General features: G+C 63.1%; 18 protein-coding genes and 1 tRNA gene. 2 read left to right on the top strand and 17 right to left on the bottom strand.

Annotated elements, in window-relative coordinates:
- Positions 1–23: 23 nt before the first annotated feature.
- Positions 24–2048 carry an excinuclease ABC subunit UvrB gene (gene uvrB / locus K8I04_12545; GenBank protein ID MBZ0072538.1) on the bottom strand — a complete coding sequence of 675 codons (2025 nt, stop codon included), beginning with the start codon at positions 2046–2048 and terminating at the stop codon, positions 24–26.
- Between the two features lie 96 nt (positions 2049–2144).
- Here uvrB and K8I04_12540 point away from each other — a divergent pair, with 96 nt between their 5' ends.
- A complete protein-coding gene (locus K8I04_12540; protein MBZ0072537.1) occupies positions 2145–3347 on the top strand; it encodes a pyridoxal phosphate-dependent aminotransferase in 1203 nt (400 codons plus the stop codon).
- 85 nt (positions 3348–3432) lie between these two features.
- Positions 3433–3508 (top strand) — tRNA-Asn (locus K8I04_12535).
- Between the two features lie 140 nt (positions 3509–3648).
- Here K8I04_12535 and galU read toward each other — a convergent pair.
- The 16 genes from galU to K8I04_12455 all read right to left on the bottom strand — a co-directional run bounded on the left by galU (position 3649) and on the right by K8I04_12455 (position 20622).
- Entirely contained in the window at positions 3649–4551 is a 903-nt protein-coding gene (gene galU / locus K8I04_12530; protein ID MBZ0072536.1) for a UTP--glucose-1-phosphate uridylyltransferase GalU, read from the bottom strand.
- The gene (locus K8I04_12525; GenBank protein ID MBZ0072535.1) at positions 4548–6434 is read right to left on the bottom strand and encodes a polysaccharide biosynthesis protein; all 1887 of its coding nucleotides are present in this window, start codon (positions 6432–6434) and stop codon (positions 4548–4550) included. Before K8I04_12525 ends, galU begins: the two co-directional genes overlap by 4 nt.
- Positions 6435–6675: 241 nt before the next feature.
- Positions 6676–7695 carry a glycosyltransferase family 4 protein gene (locus K8I04_12520; GenBank protein MBZ0072534.1) on the bottom strand — a complete coding sequence of 340 codons (1020 nt, stop codon included), beginning with the start codon at positions 7693–7695 and terminating at the stop codon, positions 6676–6678.
- 167 nt (positions 7696–7862) lie between these two features.
- Entirely contained in the window at positions 7863–9017 is a 1155-nt protein-coding gene (locus K8I04_12515; GenBank protein MBZ0072533.1) for a glycosyltransferase family 4 protein, read from the bottom strand.
- Complete coding sequence (gene asnB / locus K8I04_12510) at positions 9014–10960, bottom strand: asparagine synthase (glutamine-hydrolyzing) (protein MBZ0072532.1); 1947 nt, start codon at positions 10958–10960, stop codon at positions 9014–9016. Before asnB ends, K8I04_12515 begins: the two co-directional genes overlap by 4 nt.
- A 1-nt stretch (position 10961) precedes the next feature.
- Positions 10962–11840 carry a glycosyltransferase gene (locus K8I04_12505; GenBank protein ID MBZ0072531.1) on the bottom strand — a complete coding sequence of 293 codons (879 nt, stop codon included), beginning with the start codon at positions 11838–11840 and terminating at the stop codon, positions 10962–10964.
- 1 nt (position 11841) lies between these two features.
- Positions 11842–13074, bottom strand: a complete 1233-nt coding sequence (locus K8I04_12500) for a glycosyltransferase (GenBank protein ID MBZ0072530.1) — start codon at positions 13072–13074, stop codon at positions 11842–11844.
- Positions 13071–13820: a class I SAM-dependent methyltransferase gene (locus K8I04_12495; GenBank protein ID MBZ0072529.1), complete on the bottom strand. Its 750-nt coding sequence runs from the start codon at positions 13818–13820 to the stop codon at positions 13071–13073. The genes K8I04_12500 and K8I04_12495 overlap by 4 nt, the downstream gene beginning before the upstream one ends.
- Positions 13817–14455 carry a DUF268 domain-containing protein gene (locus K8I04_12490; protein MBZ0072528.1) on the bottom strand — a complete coding sequence of 213 codons (639 nt, stop codon included), beginning with the start codon at positions 14453–14455 and terminating at the stop codon, positions 13817–13819. The genes K8I04_12495 and K8I04_12490 overlap by 4 nt, the downstream gene beginning before the upstream one ends.
- A gap of 107 nt (positions 14456–14562) precedes the next feature.
- Positions 14563–15948 carry a hypothetical protein gene (locus K8I04_12485; protein MBZ0072527.1) on the bottom strand — a complete coding sequence of 462 codons (1386 nt, stop codon included), beginning with the start codon at positions 15946–15948 and terminating at the stop codon, positions 14563–14565.
- 100 nt (positions 15949–16048) lie between these two features.
- Entirely contained in the window at positions 16049–16714 is a 666-nt protein-coding gene (locus K8I04_12480) for a hypothetical protein (protein MBZ0072526.1), read from the bottom strand.
- A gap of 76 nt (positions 16715–16790) precedes the next feature.
- Positions 16791–18089, bottom strand: coding sequence for a flippase (locus tag K8I04_12475; protein ID MBZ0072525.1), 1299 nt, complete (start codon positions 18087–18089; stop codon positions 16791–16793).
- A gap of 212 nt (positions 18090–18301) precedes the next feature.
- Complete coding sequence (locus tag K8I04_12470; protein MBZ0072524.1) at positions 18302–19042, bottom strand: glycosyltransferase family 2 protein; 741 nt, start codon at positions 19040–19042, stop codon at positions 18302–18304.
- A gap of 5 nt (positions 19043–19047) precedes the next feature.
- Positions 19048–19275, bottom strand: a complete 228-nt coding sequence (locus K8I04_12465; GenBank protein ID MBZ0072523.1) for a hypothetical protein — start codon at positions 19273–19275, stop codon at positions 19048–19050.
- 124 nt (positions 19276–19399) lie between these two features.
- Entirely contained in the window at positions 19400–20407 is a 1008-nt protein-coding gene (locus K8I04_12460) for a glycosyltransferase family 2 protein (GenBank protein MBZ0072522.1), read from the bottom strand.
- Positions 20404–20622, bottom strand: coding sequence for an HAD hydrolase-like protein (locus tag K8I04_12455; GenBank protein MBZ0072521.1), 219 nt, complete (start codon positions 20620–20622; stop codon positions 20404–20406). The genes K8I04_12460 and K8I04_12455 overlap by 4 nt, the downstream gene beginning before the upstream one ends.
- Positions 20623–20656 lie beyond the last annotated feature (34 nt).

Raw genomic sequence — 20656 nt, 5'->3', positions numbered from 1 at the left:
CGCTACCGGGGTCGCGTGACGACTCACACCGCCACCTGCTCGGGCAGCCCCAGGCCCTGTTCACGCAGCAGGCGGATCTCGTCGCGCAGCTGCGCGGCTTCCTCGAACTCCAGATTGCGCGCGTGTTCGTACATGCGTTGTTCCAGTTTCTTGATGCGCTGCGCGGCCTGGCGCGGCGACAGCGCGGCGTACTCGGCGGCCGCCTCGGCCACCTTGGCGTGACGGCGCGAGCCGGCGGGCATGGCGGCGTTGGCGCCCTCCATGATGTCGGCCACGGCCTTGCGGATGGTCTGCGGGGTGATGCCATGCTCCAGATTATAGGCGACCTGTTTGGCGCGGCGGCGCTCGGTCTCATCGATGGCGCGGCGCATGGAGCCGGTGATGGTGCCGGCGTAGAGGATCGCCTTGCCGTTGATGTGGCGGGCCGCGCGGCCGATGGTCTGGATGAGGGAGCGCTCCGAACGCAGGAAGCCCTCCTTGTCGGCGTCCAGGATCGCCACCAGCGACACCTCGGGCATGTCCAGGCCCTCGCGCAACAGGTTGATGCCGACCAGTACATCGAATTCACCCAGGCGCAGATCGCGGATGATCTCCACGCGCTCGACGGTCTCGATATCCGAGTGCAGATAGCGCACGCGCACACCATGCTCGGCCAGGTATTCGGTCAGGTCCTCGGCCATGCGCTTGGTCAGCGTCGTCACCAGCACGCGCTCATCGACGGCCACGCGCAGGTGGATCTCCGACAGCAGGTCGTCCACCTGGCTGTCCACCGGCCGGATCTCGATCTCGGGGTCGATCAGGCCGGTCGGGCGCACCACCTGCTCGACCACCTGCCCCGCATGCTCGGCCTCGTAGGGCCCCGGCGTCGCCGACACGAAGATGGCCTGCGGGGCGAGGCGCTCGAACTCGTCGAAGCGCAGCGGCCGGTTGTCCAGCGCCGAGGGCAGCCGGAAACCGTATTCGACCAGGGTCTCCTTGCGTGAGCGGTCGCCGCGGTACATGCCGCCCAGTTGCGGGATGGTGACGTGTGACTCGTCGATGACCAGCAGGGCCTCGGCCGGCAGATAGTCGAACAGCGTCGGTGGCGGCTCGCCGGCCTGGCGCCCGGACAGATAGCGCGAGTAGTTCTCGATGCCGGCGCAGTAGCCCAGTTCCAGCATCATCTCGATGTCGAAGCGGACGCGCTGCTCCAGGCGCTGCGCCTCGACCAGCTTGTTGGCGGCGTGCAGCTCCTCGAGGCGTTCGCGCAGCTCGTCCTTGATCGCCTCGATGGCATCCAGGATGGTCTGGCGCGGCGTCACGTAGTGGGTCTTGGGATAGACGGTCGCGCGCGGCACCTTGCGCAGCACCTCGCCGGTCAGCGGATCGAACCAGGCGATCCCCTCCACCTCCTCGTCGAACAACTCCACGCGCAGCGCCTCGCGCTCGGATTCCGCCGGATAGATGTCGATGACCTCACCGCGCGCGCGGTAGGTGCCACGGTGCAGCTCCACGTCGTTGCGGGTGTATTGCAGCTCGGCCAGGCGGCGCAGAATCTGCCGCTGGTCGACGCGCTCGCCGCGCACCAGGTGCAGCACCATGCTCAGGTAGGCGCGCGGGTCGCCCAGGCCGTAGATCGACGACACCGTCGCGACGATGATGCTGTCCGGGCGCTCCAGCAAGGCCTTGGTCGCCGACAGCCGCATCTGCTCGATGTGCTCGTTGACCGAGGCATCCTTTTCGATGAAGGTGTCCGAGGACGGCACGTAGGCCTCGGGCTGGTAATAGTCGTAATAGGAGACGAAATACTCTACGGCGTTGTGCGGGAAAAAATCGCGGAACTCGCCGTAGAGCTGCGCCGCCAGGGTCTTGTTCGGGGCCAGCACCAGCGTCGGCCGCTGCAGGGCCTGGATGACGTTGGCGATGGTGAAGGTCTTGCCCGAGCCCGTGACCCCGAGCAGGGTCTGGTGGGCCAGGCCGTCATGGAAGCCTTCGAGCAGCCGCTCGATGGCCTGCGGCTGGTCGCCGGCCGGCTGCATCGCCGTAGTTAGCTGGAATTTTGTGCCCATAGGGGGGATTCTTCAGACCCGCTGCTTACAGTATGATGGGCGGCCGTCTGAGCGCCCGTCCCGGGGCGCCCACAACCGGATGCACAGGATCGTTCCGTGAAAAACACGCTGTCGCTGGCGGCCCGCGTGGGTCGCATCAAACCTTCTCCCACACTCGCGGTCACCGCGCGCGCCGCCACGCTGCGCGCCGCCGGCCACGACATCATCGGCCTGGGCGCGGGTGAGCCCGATTTCGACACCCCGGACCATATCAAGGCCGCGGCCATCGAGGCCATCCAGGCCGGCCAGACCAAGTACACCGCGGTCGACGGCACGCCGGCGCTCAAGACAGCCATTATAAACAAGTTCCAGCGCGATAACGGCCTGGCCTTCACCCCCGACCAGATCCTGGTGTCCTGTGGCGGCAAGCAGAGCTTCTACAACCTGGTCGAGGCGCTGCTGAATCCGGGCGACGAGGTCATCATTCCCGCGCCCTATTGGGTCTCGTACCCGGATATGGTGCTGCTCGCCGATGGCACGCCGGTCGAACTTTCTGCCGGTATCGAGCAGCGTTTCAAGGTCACCCCGGCGCAGCTGGAGGCGGCGATCACGCCCAGAACCCGCCTGTTCGTGATCAACAGCCCCTCCAACCCGACCGGTATGGCGTACACGCGGGCGGAGCTCGCCGCGCTCGGCGCGGTGCTGCGCCGGCACCCGCAGATCGTCATCGCCACCGATGACATGTACGAGCACATCCTCTGGGCCGAGGAGCCGTTCGCCAATATCCTCAACGTCTGTCCGGATCTCGCACCGCGCACCATCGTACTGAACGGCGTATCCAAGGCCTATGCGATGACCGGCTGGCGCATCGGCTACGCCGGCGGCCCCACCGAGCTCATCAAGGCCATGACAAAGGTGCAGTCGCAGTCGACCTCCAACCCCGCCTCGATCTCGCAGGCGGCAGCGCAGGCCGCGCTCGACGGCGATCAGGGCTGCATTGCCGTCATGCTCGCGGCCTTCAAGGCCCGCCACGACTATCTGGTCGCCGCCCTGAACGCCCTGCCGGGTGTGACCTGCCTGCCCGGCGACGGCACCTTCTACGCCTTCGCCAACGTGCAGGGCGTGATCGATCGCCTGCCCGGCATCAACAACGACGTGGAGCTTGCCGAGCGGCTGATCACCGAGGCCGGCGTCGCCCTGGTACCGGGCTCGGCCTTCGGCGCGCCCGGCCATCTGCGGCTGTCGTTCGCGACCTCGCTGGAGATCTTGCAGGAGGCCGTCGCGCGGCTGCAGAGGTTTCTGGATGGGGCCGGAAAATAGGCTGGAACAGACCGGATCCGGCGCGCCGCGCGGTTGACGCCCCGGGGTGGCGTCAGTATGATCTGCGCCCTCAAGCCGAAGATATTCCCCGGTAGCTCAGTCGGTAGAGCGGGTGACTGTTAATCACTAGGTCGGCGGTTCGAGCCCGTCCCGGGGAGCCAAATTTCCCTCCCAGCATTAAAAGTACCCAGCACGTAGGGTGCGTCGGCGCAGCGACGCACCCTAACCGTGGCATGAACGGTGCGTCAGGCTGTGCCTCGACGCACCCTACGGGCTGCGGATGTCGTGACCGGCCCGCCGTTCAGGCCTTTTTGCGGGTGTCCGGCAGTTCGCGGGCGCGACTGTTGAGGTAGTCGCGAAAATCGTCCTTGAGCTCGGGGTGCTTCAGGGCGTATTCCACGGTCGCCATCAGATAGCCGAGTTTGCTGCCGCAGTCGTAGCGCATGCCCTTGAACTGATAGGCGATGACCTGCTCTTCCTCCAGCAGGCGGGCGATGGCGTCGGTCAGCTGGATCTCGCCACCGGCACCGCGTTCGGTCGTCTCCAGCAAATCAAAGATGCGCGGGGTGAGGATGTAACGCCCGACCACCGCGAGATTGGACGGCGCGTCGTCGGGCTTGGGCTTCTCGACGATGGCCTGGACGCGGCTGATGCGGTCGCCGAAGGGCTCGGCCTTGACGATGCCGTATTTGTCGGTATCGGCGTGCGGGATCTCCTCCACACCGAGCACACTGGTGCGGTGATCCTCGAACACCGACACCATCTGTTGCAGGCAATTCTGGTCGCCGCCATCGATCAGGTCGTCGGCGAGGATCACCGCGAAGGGCTCGTCGCCGACCACGGGTTTGGCGCACAACACCGCATGCCCGAGGCCGAGCGCCTCGGGCTGGCGCACGTAGACGCACGAAACCCCCGCCGGCACCACCTCCTGTACGATCTTGAGCAGTGTCTTCTTGCCGCGCTTTTCCAGCTCACTCTCCATTTCGTAGTTCTTGTCGAAATGGTCCTCGATGGCGCGCTTGCTGCTGCTGGTCACGAAGATCAGCTCCTCGCAACCGGCCGCAATGGCCTCCTCCGCCGCATATTGGATCAGTGGTTTGTCGACGATGGGCAGCATCTCCTTCGGATTCGCCTTGGTGGCGGGCAGGAAGCGGGTGCCCATGCCGGCGACCGGGAACACGGCCTTTTTAATTCTGCCTTTCATTTGGATTTGGCCTCGAATGGAATCACATTACCTGCCGGGGTTGTGGCCGGCGCCTGCATCTCGGGCACCAGCTCGCGAATCAGTTGCATGATCGCAGCTTCGTCGTGGGCCTGACAACCCTCCTCCAGGCGCCGTATGCGTCCGTCGAGCCATTCCCAGTCGACCGGCCGGCCCTGTGCCAGCAGGATCTTTTCATGGGCCGTGCCCGACAGCTCCTTTTCGTGAAACAGTTCCTCGAACAGCTTTTCGCCCGGCCGCAGACCGGTGAACACGATCTCGATGTCGCGCCCCGGTTCGCGCCCCGACAGGCGGATCATCTGTTCCGCCAGGTAGGTGATCTTCACCGGTGCACCCATGTCCAGTACGAAGATCTCGCCGCCCTGACCCATCGCCCCGGCCTGCAGGATCAGCTGGCAGGCCTCGGGGATGGTCATGAAATAGCGGATCATCTCCGGATGCGTCACCGTCACCGGACCACCGGCGCGGATCTGCTCACGGAACAGCGGTACCACGCTGCCCGCCGACCCCAGCACATTGCCGAAGCGCACGGTGATGAAGCGCGTCTGCGCACGGCGGTCCAGACTCTGGCAGAAGATTTCCGCCACCCGCTTGCTGGCACCCATCACGTTCGCGGGATTGACGGCCTTGTCGGTGGAGATCATCACGAAGGCGTCGACACCGTGCCGGTCGGCGGCCAGCGCCAGGGTACGCGTACCCAGTACATTGTTGCGCGCCGCCTGCCGGACCTGATGCTCCAGCATCGGCACATGCTTATAGGCCGCGGCATGGAAGATCACCTGCGGCCGGTGCTGTGCCAGCACCCGCTCGACCAGCACCGCGTCGGTCACATCACCCAGACAGACCTGCAGCGGCAGCTGCGGATAGGCCTTGCGCAGCTCACGCTCGATCTCGAACAGGCTGAACTCACTCTGCTCGAACAGTAGCAGAGATTCCGGCCCGATACGCGCCACCTGCCGGCACAATTCCGCACCGATCGAACCGCCGCCGCCAGTCACCAGCACGCGCTTGCCCTGCAATTTCGCGTGGATGCTCTGCCAGTCCAGCGTCACCGGTTCGCGACCCAGCAGATCGTCGATGCCGACCTCGCGCAGGGAGTCGACCGCGACCCGGCCGGCAACCAGGTCCTGGAAGCGCGGCACCGTGCGGAACGGCACGCCGGTCGGTTCGCACAGGTTGACGATGCGCTGCATGTCCACGCTGCGCGCCGACGGGATCGCCAGGATGATCATGTCGATCGCGTGATGCTCGACCAGATCCGGAATCTGCTCGCTCGTGCCCAGCACGCGCACGCCCTGGATGTCCATGCCGACCTTGTGCGGCTTGTCGTCGACGAAGCCCACGGGAATGAGCGAGCGTCCCGGGTCGCGGGCCATGTCGCGCACCAGCATGTCGCCTGCCCGACCCGCGCCGACGATGAGTACGCGCTGGCCTGCACCGATGTACAGACGCCGGTCCTTGATCCAGCGGTAGAGCAGCCGCGGAAAACCGAGCAGACCGGCCAGTAGGATCGCATACAACGGGTACACCGAACGCGGTACGCCCTCGAGCCGGGTGGCCACCAGCATGACTACCAGGATAGCAACCGCGCCGACGATGACGGCCTTGATGATACGGATCAGATCCGGCAGCGAGGCGAAGCGCCAGTGGCCGCGGTAGAGCTGGAAATACCAGAACGCCGCGGCCTGCACACCCATGACCAACGGCAGCCAGGCCACGGCCGGCTGGAAGAACGGGTCAGGGATCGCGCCGAGGTTGAAGCGCAGCCAGTATGCACCGAACCAGGCGAGCGGAATCATCGCGAGGTCGTGCAGGAAGACGATTGCAGGATTGCGCAGGCGTCGGCTGGTGAAGAGTCGTCTCATTGATCCCAAAAACCCCATTGGCCACGGAACCCACGGAACGACACGGACACAAGTCTATTGCAAAAACCCGATCCTGTAGGGTGCGTCGAGGCGCAGCCTGACGCACCATTCCGACACCCCGCCGGTGCGTCGCTTACGCCGACGCACCCTACAGGATCATTTCGGTTCGTGGGTTGCGTGGTTGAAAGGCCTTGTCCGTGTTGTCTCGTGTGCTTCCGTGGCGGAGTTGAGTTCTTCCGGTTTATTGCCCTGTGCGTCGTTCAATCTCATGCACCGTCAAGGCGGCAACCGCATAGCCGGCCAGCAGTGCCGCCAGAACCGCCCATTGCACGCCCGCGTCCGCATCGCGGATCGCCAGCGCGACCCCGGCGCTGGCCAGCATGATCGCATATTCGACCAGCACCGTCCGCCGGTGGCTCCAGCCAGACTGCACCAGGCGCTGGTAGTAATGGCTGCGGTGGGCCCGCCACACCGCTTCGCCACGCAGCGCACGCCGCAGCAGTGTCACGGTCGCATCCACCACGAAGGGCGAGAACACCACCAGTGTCAGCCACACCGGAGCGACCCCGCGCCGGCTACCCCAGACCGCGAAGGCCGCCGCGAGGAAGCCCAGTGTCGTCGATCCCGAATCGCCCATAAAAATCCGCGCCGGGGGGAAATTAAACCACAAAAAACCCGCCGCCACCGCGCAGACGGTCAAGGAAGCCGCCGTGAACAGGCCATCGCCCTGCCCCCAGCCCAGCAGCGCCAGGGTCCCGAAGCCGATCACGGCCATGCCGGCGGCAAAACCGTCCATGCCGTCCATGAAATTATAGAGGTTGGTCAGCCAGAGCGTCATGACCACCGTCAACAGCGTAAGCCCCAGGCCAGACGCAAGCGCCCATCCGGGCAGGATCTCGCCCTGGATGATAAAGCCACCACGGATCAGCAGCAGCGCCGCCCCGAGCTGTACCAGCAGCCGCAGCCACTGAGAGAGGCCGTAGCGGTCGTCCAGGATGGAGATGCCGGCGACGACGATGGCGCCGGACAGGATCTGCACCGGGAGGCCTTCGGTCTGCGGCAACCACAGGGAGACCACCCAGCCGACCAGCAGCGCCACGCAGATCGCCAGACCGCCGGTGCGCGGCGTCGGGGTGGCGTGCAGGGAACGCTCGTTGGGCTGGTCCAGCAGGCGGATGGGCGCGCCCGGCCTGGCGAGCCAGCCAGTCAAGGCCAGGGACGCAAGGCCTACGATTATCAAGATAACGGCAGTCAGCAGCATTCAAGTGGCCTGATATGACAACATGATTTCGAAGTGTTAGCGCGCGACACCGTTGTCACGATATACGGACAAACTTGTCCGAGCGCAGACTCTGGAACCGACAGTGTGGCCGGAAATCCAATGCCGGATCTGCTCGTACCGATCGGTAACATGCGGAATACTCAGACCTAGTTCTGACCCTCACACTTCCCGGCGGGTAAGTCCGGTACGGCAGATTTACGGTACAGTTTCAAAGTGGCGGCAACAATCTTCCCATCGGAGAAATGTTCGATGACGCGGCGCCGTCCCAGGGCGCCCATTCTCCGTCGGGTCTCGGGCTCTCGGATCAGCCGGTGAACCGCATCGGCCAATGCGGCCGCGTCCTTCACGGGCACGAGCAGGCCGGTATCCCCGTTCGCCACCGCATCACGGCATCCGGTGGTATCCGTCGTGACGATGGCTCGGCCGCACGCGGCCGCCTCGAGCAGCACCTTCGGCAGCCCTTCCCGGTACGATGGTAGGCAGACAATGTGCGCCTGCGCATACACAGCCGGCATATCGTCGCGCGCCCCCCACCACTCGATCAGATTTTGTTGTTGCCACTCGATCAATTGCGCCATGGGAACCGCCGCCGGGTTCTCTGGATCCGGTGCGCCGACGAGCACGAAGCGTGCCTCGCTTCCCACGGCTTTCAACCGTCCCGCCATCTCGACGAACTCGCCCACTCCTTTGTCCCACAGCATCCGCGCGGGTAGCAGGACCAGTGGTGGTCCTTCCGGTTCCGGTGTGGGAGCGAACAGGTCAGTGTCGACGCCTGAACCACGGATCAAATGGATGCCACGCACGCCCCAGCGTGCCATCAGCGCGGCATCATCCTGGTTCTGGACGATAGCATCGGTGGAGACCAGGAGCACACGCATAGCCGTGGACACCAGCGACCTCAAGAGGCGTGCGTTGCGACTGATCGAGGTGAAGACCCAACCCATGCCGGCAAAGGCATTGAGCACCTGCGGTACACCCGACAAGCGTGCGGCGAGCGAACCATAGAGAATTGGCTTCATCGCCACATGGTGCACGATGTCCGGACGCTCGCGGCGGTAAATCCCCACGAGACGTGCAACGGCCGCGAGTTCACGGAACAGGTGCCAGCCGCGCCGAGACATCTCGAAGGAAATGAGCCGCAGGCCGGCGTGGCGGATGACATCACCGTGCTCGCGGACGCGCGTGATCACAACCACCTCAAAGCCTTCCTTCGCCGCAGCGACCGCAAGCGGTAGACGGTGCGAACAGAAATACCAGTCCTCGGTGACAAAGAACAGCAGCTTGGGCCGCATACCGCTCATCGTTGTGCCTCGAGCCAAGCCTGGAACATGAGCACGTCCCAAAGATAGTACGACCAGTTGCGTCGGCCACTCAGATGTTCCGACCACTTCTCACGGATAATCTCTGTCGCGAAATAGCCCTCCGCCTCGAGGCGCTGCGCGTCGAGAAGAGATTCCGCCCAATCACGCAGCGGCCCACAAAGCCAGCTGTCGAGCGGGATGCCGAAGCCCATCTTGGGACGCTCGATCAGTTCCTTAGGCACGTACTGGTAGAGGACCTGACGCAACAGCCACTTCCCCTGCCCTTCGCGGATCTTCATCGACAACGGCAGTGACCAGGCGAATTCGACCAGGCTGTGATCGAGCAGCGGCACGCGGGTTTCGAGAGAGACAGCCATCGCCGCCCGATCGACCTTAGTGAGGATGTCGTCGGGCAGATAGCTCACCTGGTCCAGGTACATCATACGATGTTCAAAATCTGCGAGTCCTGCCAGTGATCCGAACTGGGTCAGCGCCGTCGGCGGCTCAATGGCGCCCAGTACGACCTCGGCAGGCCGCTTCCAGTGCGATACAAGCCCGTGGTAGACCTCCTCGGGGGTACGCACGGCGAGAATCTCGGAGAGCTTGTGCAGCTTGTCGCCCGGCTTGGCGTAACGCCAGTTCGCCGGCAGAAATCGTGCAAACGCCTTGAATACCTGATCCCAGGCGACGGGCGGCAGTACCGTCAGTGCCTTCGCCAGCGCCGCGCGCATCGGCAGCGGCCAGCGGCCGACGCGGCTCCAAATCTCAGTGGCCCAGAAGTAGCGGTTATAGCCGCCGAAGAGTTCGTCGCCACCGTCGCCCGACAGACTGACCGTCACTTTCTGCCGCGCGAGCTGCGATACCAGATAGGTGGGAATTTGCGAGGAGTCGGCAAACGGCTCGTCATACAGCGTCGGCAGAAGCTCGATGACCGACAGCGATTGTACCGGTGTCACATACAACTCGGTATGATCGGTGCCGAGATGGGCCGCAACCGCCTGGGCGTGCTTCGCCTCGTTGTAGCCTTCCGATTCGAAGCCGATGGTGAAAGACTGCACCGGTCGCGTGGACTGCGCCTGCATCAGCGCGACGATGGTGGACGAGTCGACGCCGCCCGACAGGAACACACCGAGCGGAACGTCCGCCAGCATCTGCCGCGCCAACACCTCGCGCAGTAGGCCGTCGAGCCGTTCGCGCGCCTCGTCATCGGAGCCTTGGAAAGGGTTGCTCTGGCCATTGAGCGCCGCAGCACGCACGGACCAATAGACCTGAATCCGAGGTTCCCTGTCCTGTGTCTCAAGTTCCAGCCAGGTTCCGGGAGACAGCTTGTGGATCCCGGTATAGATCGAGTATGGCGCGGGTACACAGTTATGACGCATGAACAGTGCCAGTACGTTGCGGTCTACCTCAGCGCAGAACGCTGGGTGCGCGCGAAGCGCCTTCAGCTCGGAGCCGAACAGAAAGGTATCGCCCTGCCAGCCATAGTACAGCGGTTTTTCACCGAGCCGGTCGCGTGCGAGTGACAGGCTGCGTCTTTCCCGATCCCACAGCGCGAACGCGAACATGCCTGCGCATTGCTTCAGTGTGCGTTCCATACCCCATGCCGCGATGGCCTCCAGCAGCGTCTCGGTATCAGAATGACCACGCCACGCGACCGGCATCGTGGCGTCGAGCGATTGCCGCAACGTCAGGTGGTTGTATATCTCACCATTGAAAACGATGACGAAGCGCCCGTTGGCGGAGATCATTGGCTGATGTCCGGCCGGTGAGAGATCAAGCACCGCGAGCCGGCGGTGGGCCAGCGCGATACCCACATTCAGGTCTGTCCAGACGCCCGCGTCGTCCGGACCACGATGTGCAATCGTGCTCGCCATCGCTGTGGCGAGCGCCGATGCCTCGGATGCAAGGCCGCTGGGGCGGTAGAAGCCGGCGAGTCCGCACATGCTAACGGGATCCCTCGACGGACATGCCCTGAGTGAGGCGGTGGTTCAGGTCGTTCCAGGACGCCAACGTCGGCGCATCGGCTGGTGTGGCCCGGCGGCGGATCACCACCTGCCCTGTCCCCGTCGCCAGCGCTGCCAGATCCCGCAGCGCCGCCGCACCATGAGTCAGCCCGCCGCGCAAGGCATGTCGCGTATCAACGGACGCCACACTGCGCAGGTAGTGGTAACGCCCTACCAGCGTCTTGCGTACGGACAACCCGGGGTAGCGGTAACCGAGCAGGACATCAGGCAGGCCGGCGAATCGGCTGGTTCTATACGTTTTGTACAGCAGCACCTGATCCTGCGCCTTGGTCGCGGCTTCGTCGTAAGGATTTTGCCTGAACCAGTCGGTACGTCCCATCCAGGTCGGATGCGGCATCGGAAATCCCTGCCAGGGCCGGCTGCAGATGGCTTCGTGCGAGAGGCCGGCAGGCAATACGCCAAGAACCCCGTCTTCGGCATCCACCAGCAATGCGGAGGTCGCGAGCAGATCGACTTGTGGCTGCCTGTTCAGGTAATCGAGCTGTCGGCTGAGGCGTTCGGGAAACGCCACATCGTCCGCATCGATACGCGCAATGTACATTCCATGTGCCTGGGCTATCCCCTGGTTCAAGCGCGCCGGCAATCCGCGACGGGTGCCGTCGCGCATCAGCCGGATGCGCGGGTCCGAGAGCGCTGCCACGACGGCAGCTCCGTCGTCGGTCGAGCCATCGTCGAAGAGCAGCAACTCCCAGTGCGGGAAATTTTGCAACTGCAACGACCGCAGGGCACGCCCCAGCGTCGCACCGGCGTTGAAGAACGACATGACGACACTGACGACGGGGTGATTCGCAGCATGCATCTCAGCTTTCCCGGTAGAAGAGCCTGCCGGGCAGACCGGTGGCGCGGTAGGTGCGTTCGCCGGTCAGTCGCCAGTAGGTCTCGTAGACCAGTCGCCGCGCGGCACGCGGCCCGCGCTCCGGCCCGAACATCAGGCGCGCCGTACCCACGAGCAGGTTGCGCAGTGGCATCCAGCGACGGACGTCTTCATGCGTCCGTACCAGTGTGGTCATGCTGCCCTGGAGGTCGGGGCAATCCGCAGTGGGCGCCGTCGCCAATTTCACCGGGTGGGTATGCCGCACCGCCTCCATGACCGCGCCAAGGCGCTGCTCATAGGTGTGCTCCGCGCACGTCCGCGCGTGGCCGGCCTCCGCGATGGCATCCCGTTCGTCGGGGTGGGATAGGAAGTGCCGGATTCTGTCCGCCAGCGAATCCAGGTCGCGAAACAGCACGAGTTCGTGCCCCGGGCGATAGTAGTCCGCGAGCCGATCGGCGTCTTCGGTCAGGAGAAAACCGCCCAGACCCGGCACCTCGAAGGTGCGCGCCTTGATCTGGCGGCTGCGGCCGATCCTGCCGCCAGCGAAGATCAGCCCCGAATCGGCGAAATTCAGGCTAATGACCGAATCCTGGATCACCTCCTTGACGCGCTCGCCCGACAGCGGACCCGAGGGCCACCCCTGACCAAAGCAGAGCACATCGATACCACTGCGCCTCAGACCCTCGATCCAGCGGCGACGGTTGCCGTAGGCCGTCCCAACGAACGACACCGGGATGCCGCAGTCCCGCGCCGGCTTGGGCGGCGCCAGATCCGCGGTACTCGCCGCCCACTGCGTGACGATCACTCTGCCTTGTCCCGCCGCATGAGCGGCAGCGGCAACTTCCGGATAGGTCGTGCAGTGGAGATCGACGTGAGGCAGCAGGAATCGTGATGACTCGCGGAATTTCCAGGAATCGTCCGGGGCCCAATCGACGACGAATGCGTTGCACCGTGCACGGATGGCGTCTAGTGTCTCGATCCAGATTTCGTAATTCATGAACACGAAGAACACGACATCGGGCCGCAGCTCCGCGACCTTCGCCAGCAGCTGCAGATTGAGATCCGCAAAGGACTGGTACGCACCCTTGTCCCAGGACTCGAAGAACAAAACCTCATGCCCCAACGCTCGCAGCGCTGGCAGCATATTGCCGTACTCGTAGCCGGTCCCACGTCGCACATCGCCGTAGTTGTGCTCGCCGCAGACGAACAGTATCTTCATGTAGGTTCAGTGCATCGGCTTGCGCGGACGTGGTATCCGACCGTGAACCGCTTCTCGTCATCGTACTTATCGAGCGCCCAGCCGAGCAGAGGCATGAGTACGCCGAGCACGGGCAGCAATACCAGCCAGAGCGGAAACCAGATGATCCGGATGCCAAGTGGCGCGCTGAGTGCCCACGGCGCCGTCATCCGGACGAACCGTAGCGCCTCCTGTCCAAAGAATCGATAGCTGCCGCCGTTGGGTTCGATTCGGATCATATCGAACCCGGATTCTCCTAGAAATCGTTGATACCAATAGGATGTGAAGCCGCCGTAGTAATGATACGGCTCCTGGTGGATACCCGAACCGAGCGGCGCCGTCAGCAGCAGCGTTCCACCGGGTTTCAGAATACGCGCGAACTCCGCGACCACATGATCCGGGTGCGGGACGTGCTCGATCATTTCGGTGCACAGAACAACATCGAAACTGCACGGTTCGACCGGGATGGCGGCCGCATCGCAGACATAGTCGATGCCGCCATACCCGCCGCTGCGCAGCTGCTCGCCCTGCAGCGCCTTGAAATCCTGTGCCCGGTATTCGCAGTGCGCGAACAGCGGCCGGTACGGGCAAGACCCGGCACCCACGTCGAGGACCCGGCTTCCCGCCGGGATGCCGGCAGCTTGTGCGGCGATCCAGCGATCACGGTCGACCTGGTTGAAGGCAAACACGGCACTCGATCGGATCTTGTCTCGCAGCCACTGAATCATGCACGTTTCTCAAAAATGAACAGGCCGCACCCGTACTCGAGCGTCGGGTTATCGGAGACTGGCCGATTTTCCTGAAACTCACCAGCATCGTCGACGAAGGAGAATTCTACCAGGTCGCAAGCGCCGAACCAGTTAACGACGGTGCCCGGTGCGAACACCCGGTGGGCGTTGAAACAGACCCGTTCCCTGCCGATTGGCACCGAGATGTAGATGTATCCGCCGGGCTGCGTGACGCGTTCGAGTTCCAGGGCGCCGCGGCGGCTGCCGTCGGCGTCGAGCGGATCGCCATACCGACCCAGTCCGATGTGTTCGAGCACATGGAGACTCGAAACGGAATCGAGTGCACCATTTCGAAACGGCAAGCGGGTGATGCTGCCGGCGACCGGGTAGAAGCCGGTCAGCGACACGCGGATCGGACGGTAATCGAGGAATACCGTAGGAACCATACCGCTGAGCACGCCCATAGTCAGCACACTGGAGCCGACATCGACATGTGTTGCCGGCGATCTGGCAGTTAGACGCCGGGCCAACCAGGCCCCCTGATGGAAATAGTGCGGATCGAACGGCGTACGCGCGACGGCATCCAAGAGGCAGGGATAGCTATCCCGCAAACGCACGTAAGTACGCCCGTCCATGCGGCGATATTCTCGCAGCTGGCGCACGTATCGCGGTAGATTGGCCACAGCGGTGAACGGACGCGTGGTCTGAAACGCGGAAATCCAATGCTTCATCAGAGGCGGAATCATTGCATCGATCTCCCGGCGCCGGTCGTTTGCCGGCGCGTCGCGATCATGGCCAGCAGCTGCGCGAGGCCGACGCAGGTGACGAACCCGAGAAACGGGTAGCGATAGCGGTTGAGTGCACCGATATGGGGGGTCGCCATACCGTACATCACAATGACGATCGCTGCGATCGACAGCGGCGCAGCTATCGAGATCGACAAAAATCGGCCGAACATCGCCCATAGCAATGCGACCAACGCCACGTAGACGAACAGCATATCGACCTGAACCAGGTTGCGGAACACCGAACTTCGAGCCGCGTTGAAAGCCCCCCAGTCCAGGGGGAAAGGCGCCAGAAATCCCAGCTGTACCGCACGTGGCAGGTACGCCAGGAAATCGGCCGCACCTTCGAAACGCCGGTCCCACTCGACCAGAAGGTCGCGGGACGTCGCATTCGGGCTGTCGGCAATACCTGCAAAGTAGAGTCGCTGATACGCAATCACGAAAAGCCGCTCGTCGAGCCAACCCGGCAGCCATTGCGACGCCACCCATTCCGGATACCGTTCGCGCATATCCGTTTGGCTCAGAGTTTCGATGGTCAGGTCGGACGCCGCAGACTTCGTGGCCACGTTCGCACCCAGCAACGACAGATTTGCGACCACGACGAGTGCCACCGCACCGAATGCCGACCTTCTCTGCCCAGACACCCCGGCGTTGCGTTCACGCGCGCGATACAGACCGAGCAAAATCATAACGCCCGTCGAGGCGACGAGCAGAATGTCGACAAGGTACGGTCGCATCAACGCGACCAGCGCGATGCCGAGGAACATGGCCGACAGGGCCAGCAGGATCCTGGAGTGGCGCTGTATGCCGCCGCGGCTGAGCAGGAGGTACAGCCCGAGAAAATACAGCAGCGCACCCGCCATCACGAAGCTGTCCTTGTTCGGCTGGGAGAACCAGGCCATCTGGTAGGGGGCGAGAATGACGGGGATCACCGCGTATTTCGCGAGTGCGCGCCCCGCGATCCGCTCCGCGAACACCCAAAGCACCGCCGCGGACACACCGTGCAGGACGGCGTTCAGCAACGCGAAGATCTGCGGCGACGGCCCGAACCAGTAATAGACCAAAGCGCCGATGCCCGCAATGCCCTGACCGTCGGGACGCACCTTCCAGGCGGCCAAGCCGTCGCCGTGTATTGCATCCGCCGTCCGCAGCGCCAGTTGATGGTAGTACTGCGGGTCGCCGCCGATGAGTCCCTCCGCATTGGACAGTCCCAGGGCAGGTAGAAACCAGATCTGCGCGAGATAGAAGACCGCGTACGCATAGAGGAATGAGAATACACCAGCGCGCAGTGCCGGGGCGTAGGCCAATGCGTCGCCACGCGCGCTTCCCGTCATGGTCAGCATAGGCGGCGGTCTCCCGCAACGTGGCACGAAGGTTTCCACCACGCACTGGCAATGGCGGTGTCTCGCATGATATGAAGCAGCCTTGCGAAAAAGTCCTGTTTCACACCGGTTGTCCGCGGCGTGGTCTGGGGGTGATGCGGATGCTGTCATCCTCGACCTGGATCTCGGTCTCAGGGCGGAAGCGATGAACAAACCGCATCAGATCCTCGATACTCGGATAGTCTGGCAAAGTTCCGAAACAATGGGCGTCGTCGATGAGAATTACATGACCCAGGTCGGGTGCCGACAGGATGTGTTCGAGCTCCTTGTAGATCGGCGTATCGCTCTCGCCCTTCGCAGTCTCTCCTCCGGAATAATGCCCATCGAGCCAGAACAGCGCGGGCTGATGGATGTCTTTCACCAACGCACCGATATGCTCACCGCTATCACCGCATATCAGGTGTACGTTCCGGTCCGATCGGAAGCGTTTCTTCGCCCCCTCGTACAGATCGCGGCTGAGCTCGATCGAGTAGACCCGCTCGAACCACGGCTTGACCGCCTCAACGGTGTCGCCGTAATAGGTGCCGGATTCGACGAATACCTTCAACCCGAATTGCTCAGCGTAGGCACGCATGGCCCGATGCTTGACCGGTGCGGGGGGTGGCGCCGGGCGCCCATTTGCCTCCCAGGACTTGAGCTGCCGCTTCTGCAGCATCCTGTTGACGATATTTCGAGCCGGACGGTAGAGCGGTGTCCGCTTGATTAGGTTCTTGAACGACTGGCTCATGCCAGTAATCTCCTGACGTTCCTGCAAGGCAGGGCCATGAATCTCCTGCCAGGAGATCGGCCCCGGGGAGGGCGGGTCATGCGATCCGCCGGCGCAACACCCGCAGGGTCAGCAGGTGCACGAAGGACGCATTATACATACGGAAAAAGGGTCGGAAGTCCTGCATGAAGTAGGTCATCAGATAGAGTGCCACGAAATAGGACAATACCGTGGCAGATGCGGCCCCGAAAGCGCCATAGACGGGTATCAGGGCAAAGTTGAACAGGATGTTCAACACGGCTCCAGCCAGATTCAGCCACGCCTCCCTGCCCTGCAGGTTCTCGGCCAGCACCCACCGCTGCCGGACGAATCCTCCGAATACCAGGACGCCAGCCCAGATGTGCAAGGCGAGGACCGGCCCTGCCTCTACGAATGCCTCCCCGAATATCCACTCGATCAAGGGCGCCGATACCAGGGAAACCACAACGGCCAGACCGACCGACAGCAGCGTCATCAGATCATAAAGATCCTGAAGACGGCTGTAATACAGATCCATCCCCACCTTCCGTGCATTCACGATGGCCGGAAAAACCGATGTCGTGATAACCGCTGGGATAAAATACCAGGTCTCCGACAGCTTGACGGCAGCGGCATAGATCCCCACCTCGTGCTCACCCACCATGAGCTTGAGCATGACCTGATCGACCTTCAGATAGATCGTAATGAATATCCCGCTGAAAATGATCGGCCATGAGGCCTGCAGCAGCCGTTTTGCCTCACCGAAATCGAAGCGCCAGTCCGATATCGCACCACCGAACCGGCGATAAGCCCAGACCAATCCGACGTAGAGAAGCACACTATCCAGAGTCAACGCGACGGCAAACCACACCAGCGGCACCTCGAGCTCCACAAGCGCGATACGCAGGAGCAGCGACAAAGTCGACTGTACCAGCTGGACATAGACGACATACTTGGATCTGACCTGAGCCGCGAAGTGGCTTTCGATCCCACCCAATGACTGTAAGAGCAGCGTGATCGAAATGATCCAGATGAGCAGACGTTCTTCAGTGTCACCCCCGATCAGCAATAGAAGAACGGATATGACCACGATTGCCGCGACACTGCCGGCCAGCCGCAGGCCTGCGGCCGTCCCCAGAAAAACCGCCTGCGAAGACGGCTGCCGCACGAGTTCCCGCAGCAGCAACTGGTCGACACCCAATGCCGCGACGGTTGCAAAAAGCCCCACAAAACTCAGCGCATAATTTAGAAGACCGAAATCCTCAGGACCGAGGTAGCGGGCGACGTATAGCCACCCCACCAGGCCGACTGCCATCCGGAACAGCCGCTCCAAGGCCAACCAGGACGTGTTGGAAACATATTCGCGCAGACGACTCATGGATGGCGTAATCCCTGCCGGTGGCGAGTCACGTCATGTACCTGGCATACGCCGGTTCCCACCGATACCGGGCTTCATCCATTCGTTCATAACCCCGCAATATCCATGAGAAGTGCCCAGCGAGCCTCCCGGGTGACACGCCCGCCCATGCCAGACCGCAGCAGTGCCGCGTCCCGTCAACGAAGACACCGTCCACCCCCCACGCCGGCCGATCATGGCGCGGGCAGCCCTGGACGCAGCGTGTACTTGCGGAAATAGCGCGCCATGCTCACGGCATGCCATCCCATGTGCCGTAGATTGCGGTGGCTGGCACGGCGCGCGTCGTGCACCACCTGCACTGCCGGGCACAGCGTCACCCGCTGCCCCGATCGCCACAGCCGCGCACACAGATCCACGTCCTCGTAATAGAGGAAGAAGCCCTCGTCGAAGCCGCCGATGGCCGCGTAGTCCGTGCTACGGATCAGCATGAACATGCCCGCCACCCAGGGCGCCGTCCGGGGCGGATCACCGAGCGCGTACTGCAGATGGCCGTCGTAACGCCCGAACGCCTTCAGCATCAGATCAGTCGGGGACGGAAACTGCCGCGCACTGCACTCCATCGTGCCAGTCGGATTCACCGCCGCGGGGGCGCACAGCGCGATCCGCTCGTCCTCCAGGCAGGCAAGCAGCGTGGGAAAGGGATTGCCTTCCAGCCGCACATCGGGATTGAGTACCAGAAAGAACGGCGTCCGCGCGGCGCGAAAGGCCGCATTGTGGTTCGTACCGAAGCCCTTCGGCCGTGGATTGTCGATCACCGTCAGACGCTCCGGCTGCGCGAAGGCGATGTCCGGCTCGGGGATGTTGCGGGTAAGGACGACAGCGGAGACCTCGGGGCAGGCGGCAAGATCCTCGAGCAGTCCCGGCAGCAGCGCGCCGTGCCCATGGCTGATAATGGAGACGGTGACGAGCCCCATGAACCTCAGGACCGCTCAAAGATGCCGTACAGGCAGTATTGCGGCGGCCAGGAGGCCAGCCACCGGCTTTTCATGAGTGTGTGGAAGACATCGCCGCAGGAGAACCCGGACGCGCCCACCACGCCATCGAAACTACCGTTGGGGAATAGCAGACAGTCGGCCTCCATCAGCCGGCGATACAGGAGGCCAAGGCGGCTGCGGAGGTATTCAAAATAGTTGGCATGGTCGGTCACGCAGAGAACTCGCCAAACGATATGTGGCGATACCGACAAGAAGCACGCTGAACCCCGGTGTCAAACACCCTACACACCGGCACGGTCATTTCGAAAACAAAACTCTCCAAAACGCTACCTGTGTTCATACCAGACCCAGAACTTTTAACAAATGGTCCCTGCTCAGTCGCCTCGACGGGATCAGACGCTTGTCCAGCACCCGCCAGATATCACGGACAGACGCACGGCGCTGCGCCTGTACTCCACGCCGCTTCCGCCAGGCTGATGGGATGCCCTTGAGCGCATCCCGCTTGGCCCGCAGCATCACCGCGCCCTGCCCGTGGAGCGTAAAGTGTATCAAAGTAACCACATTCAGAAGCAGGTGCACGGGCAGAAGGATCCAGAACAGCGTCCCCGGCATATTCTTCACGAACGCCCAGACCAGATTTCGGTGCCCATAATAGACGGCGAAATCGCTGTGCTGTCCGCCGCTGCAGGCCGAACCGACATGATACACGACGGCATCCGCGACATACATGGACTTGTAACCGGCAAGACGCAGCCGAAAACCCAGGTCCACGTCTTCGACGTAACAAAAATAGTCCTCGTCGAACCCCCCCACTTCCAGAAGCGCATCCCGTCGATACAAGGCGGCCCCGGCGCAGGGCGAGAATATCTCCCCATCGACGTCGTCCGCCTCGGAATGAGGCCGCCCATGTCCGTCGCGCCAGATCAGGCCGGAGAAATGGTAGACATCGCCGATGCCATCCAGCGTATTCTCGGTGCCATGTACCATCTGCCGGGAGCCGAAGGCGGCGACGTCGGGGTGGGTACGTGCCGCATGTAGCAGATTCTCCAACCAGTCCCTGTCAGGAAATGCGTCGGGATTGAGCAACGCGACGAAGTCCGTGTCACACTCCTTCAGCGCGAGGTTGTTGGCCCGCGCGAACCCGAGGTTAGCGCCGACGAATTGTACATCCACCTCGGCTGTATCCCGGATCCGATCCGCAGAGCCATCCGTACTGCCGTTGTCCATTATCAGGATCCGCCGGGGAGACCTGGACTGCCGAAGCAGATGTCTCAGGCACTGATCCAGAAGATCACCACCGTTCCAGTTGACAATGACAACAGTAACCGACGCTTCTGTCATCATCCGCACTCCCTTGCAATGAACCGCACCGCATCCACCAGACGGGGCACAACCGCGTGATCCGGCGCCCGCATTCCAGCGGCATCAGCTGCCGGATCAAATAGAATATTGCAGCCGACACCTGCCGCCCTACCGGCCTGAATGTCCGTATGACTATCGCCTATCAGCAAGGATGCCCCGAGGTCCAGCCCGTACTCTTCGGCGGCCTGGAGTATCATCCCCGGGGCGCGTAGCCATGATCTGCATTGATCA

Source organism: Gammaproteobacteria bacterium, assembly GCA_019911805.1.
GTDB lineage: Bacteria > Pseudomonadota > Gammaproteobacteria > Thiohalobacterales > Thiohalobacteraceae > JAHJQQ01.
The sequence above is the reverse complement of the archived record's forward strand: the minus strand, read 5'-3'. Positions and strand labels throughout refer to the sequence as shown.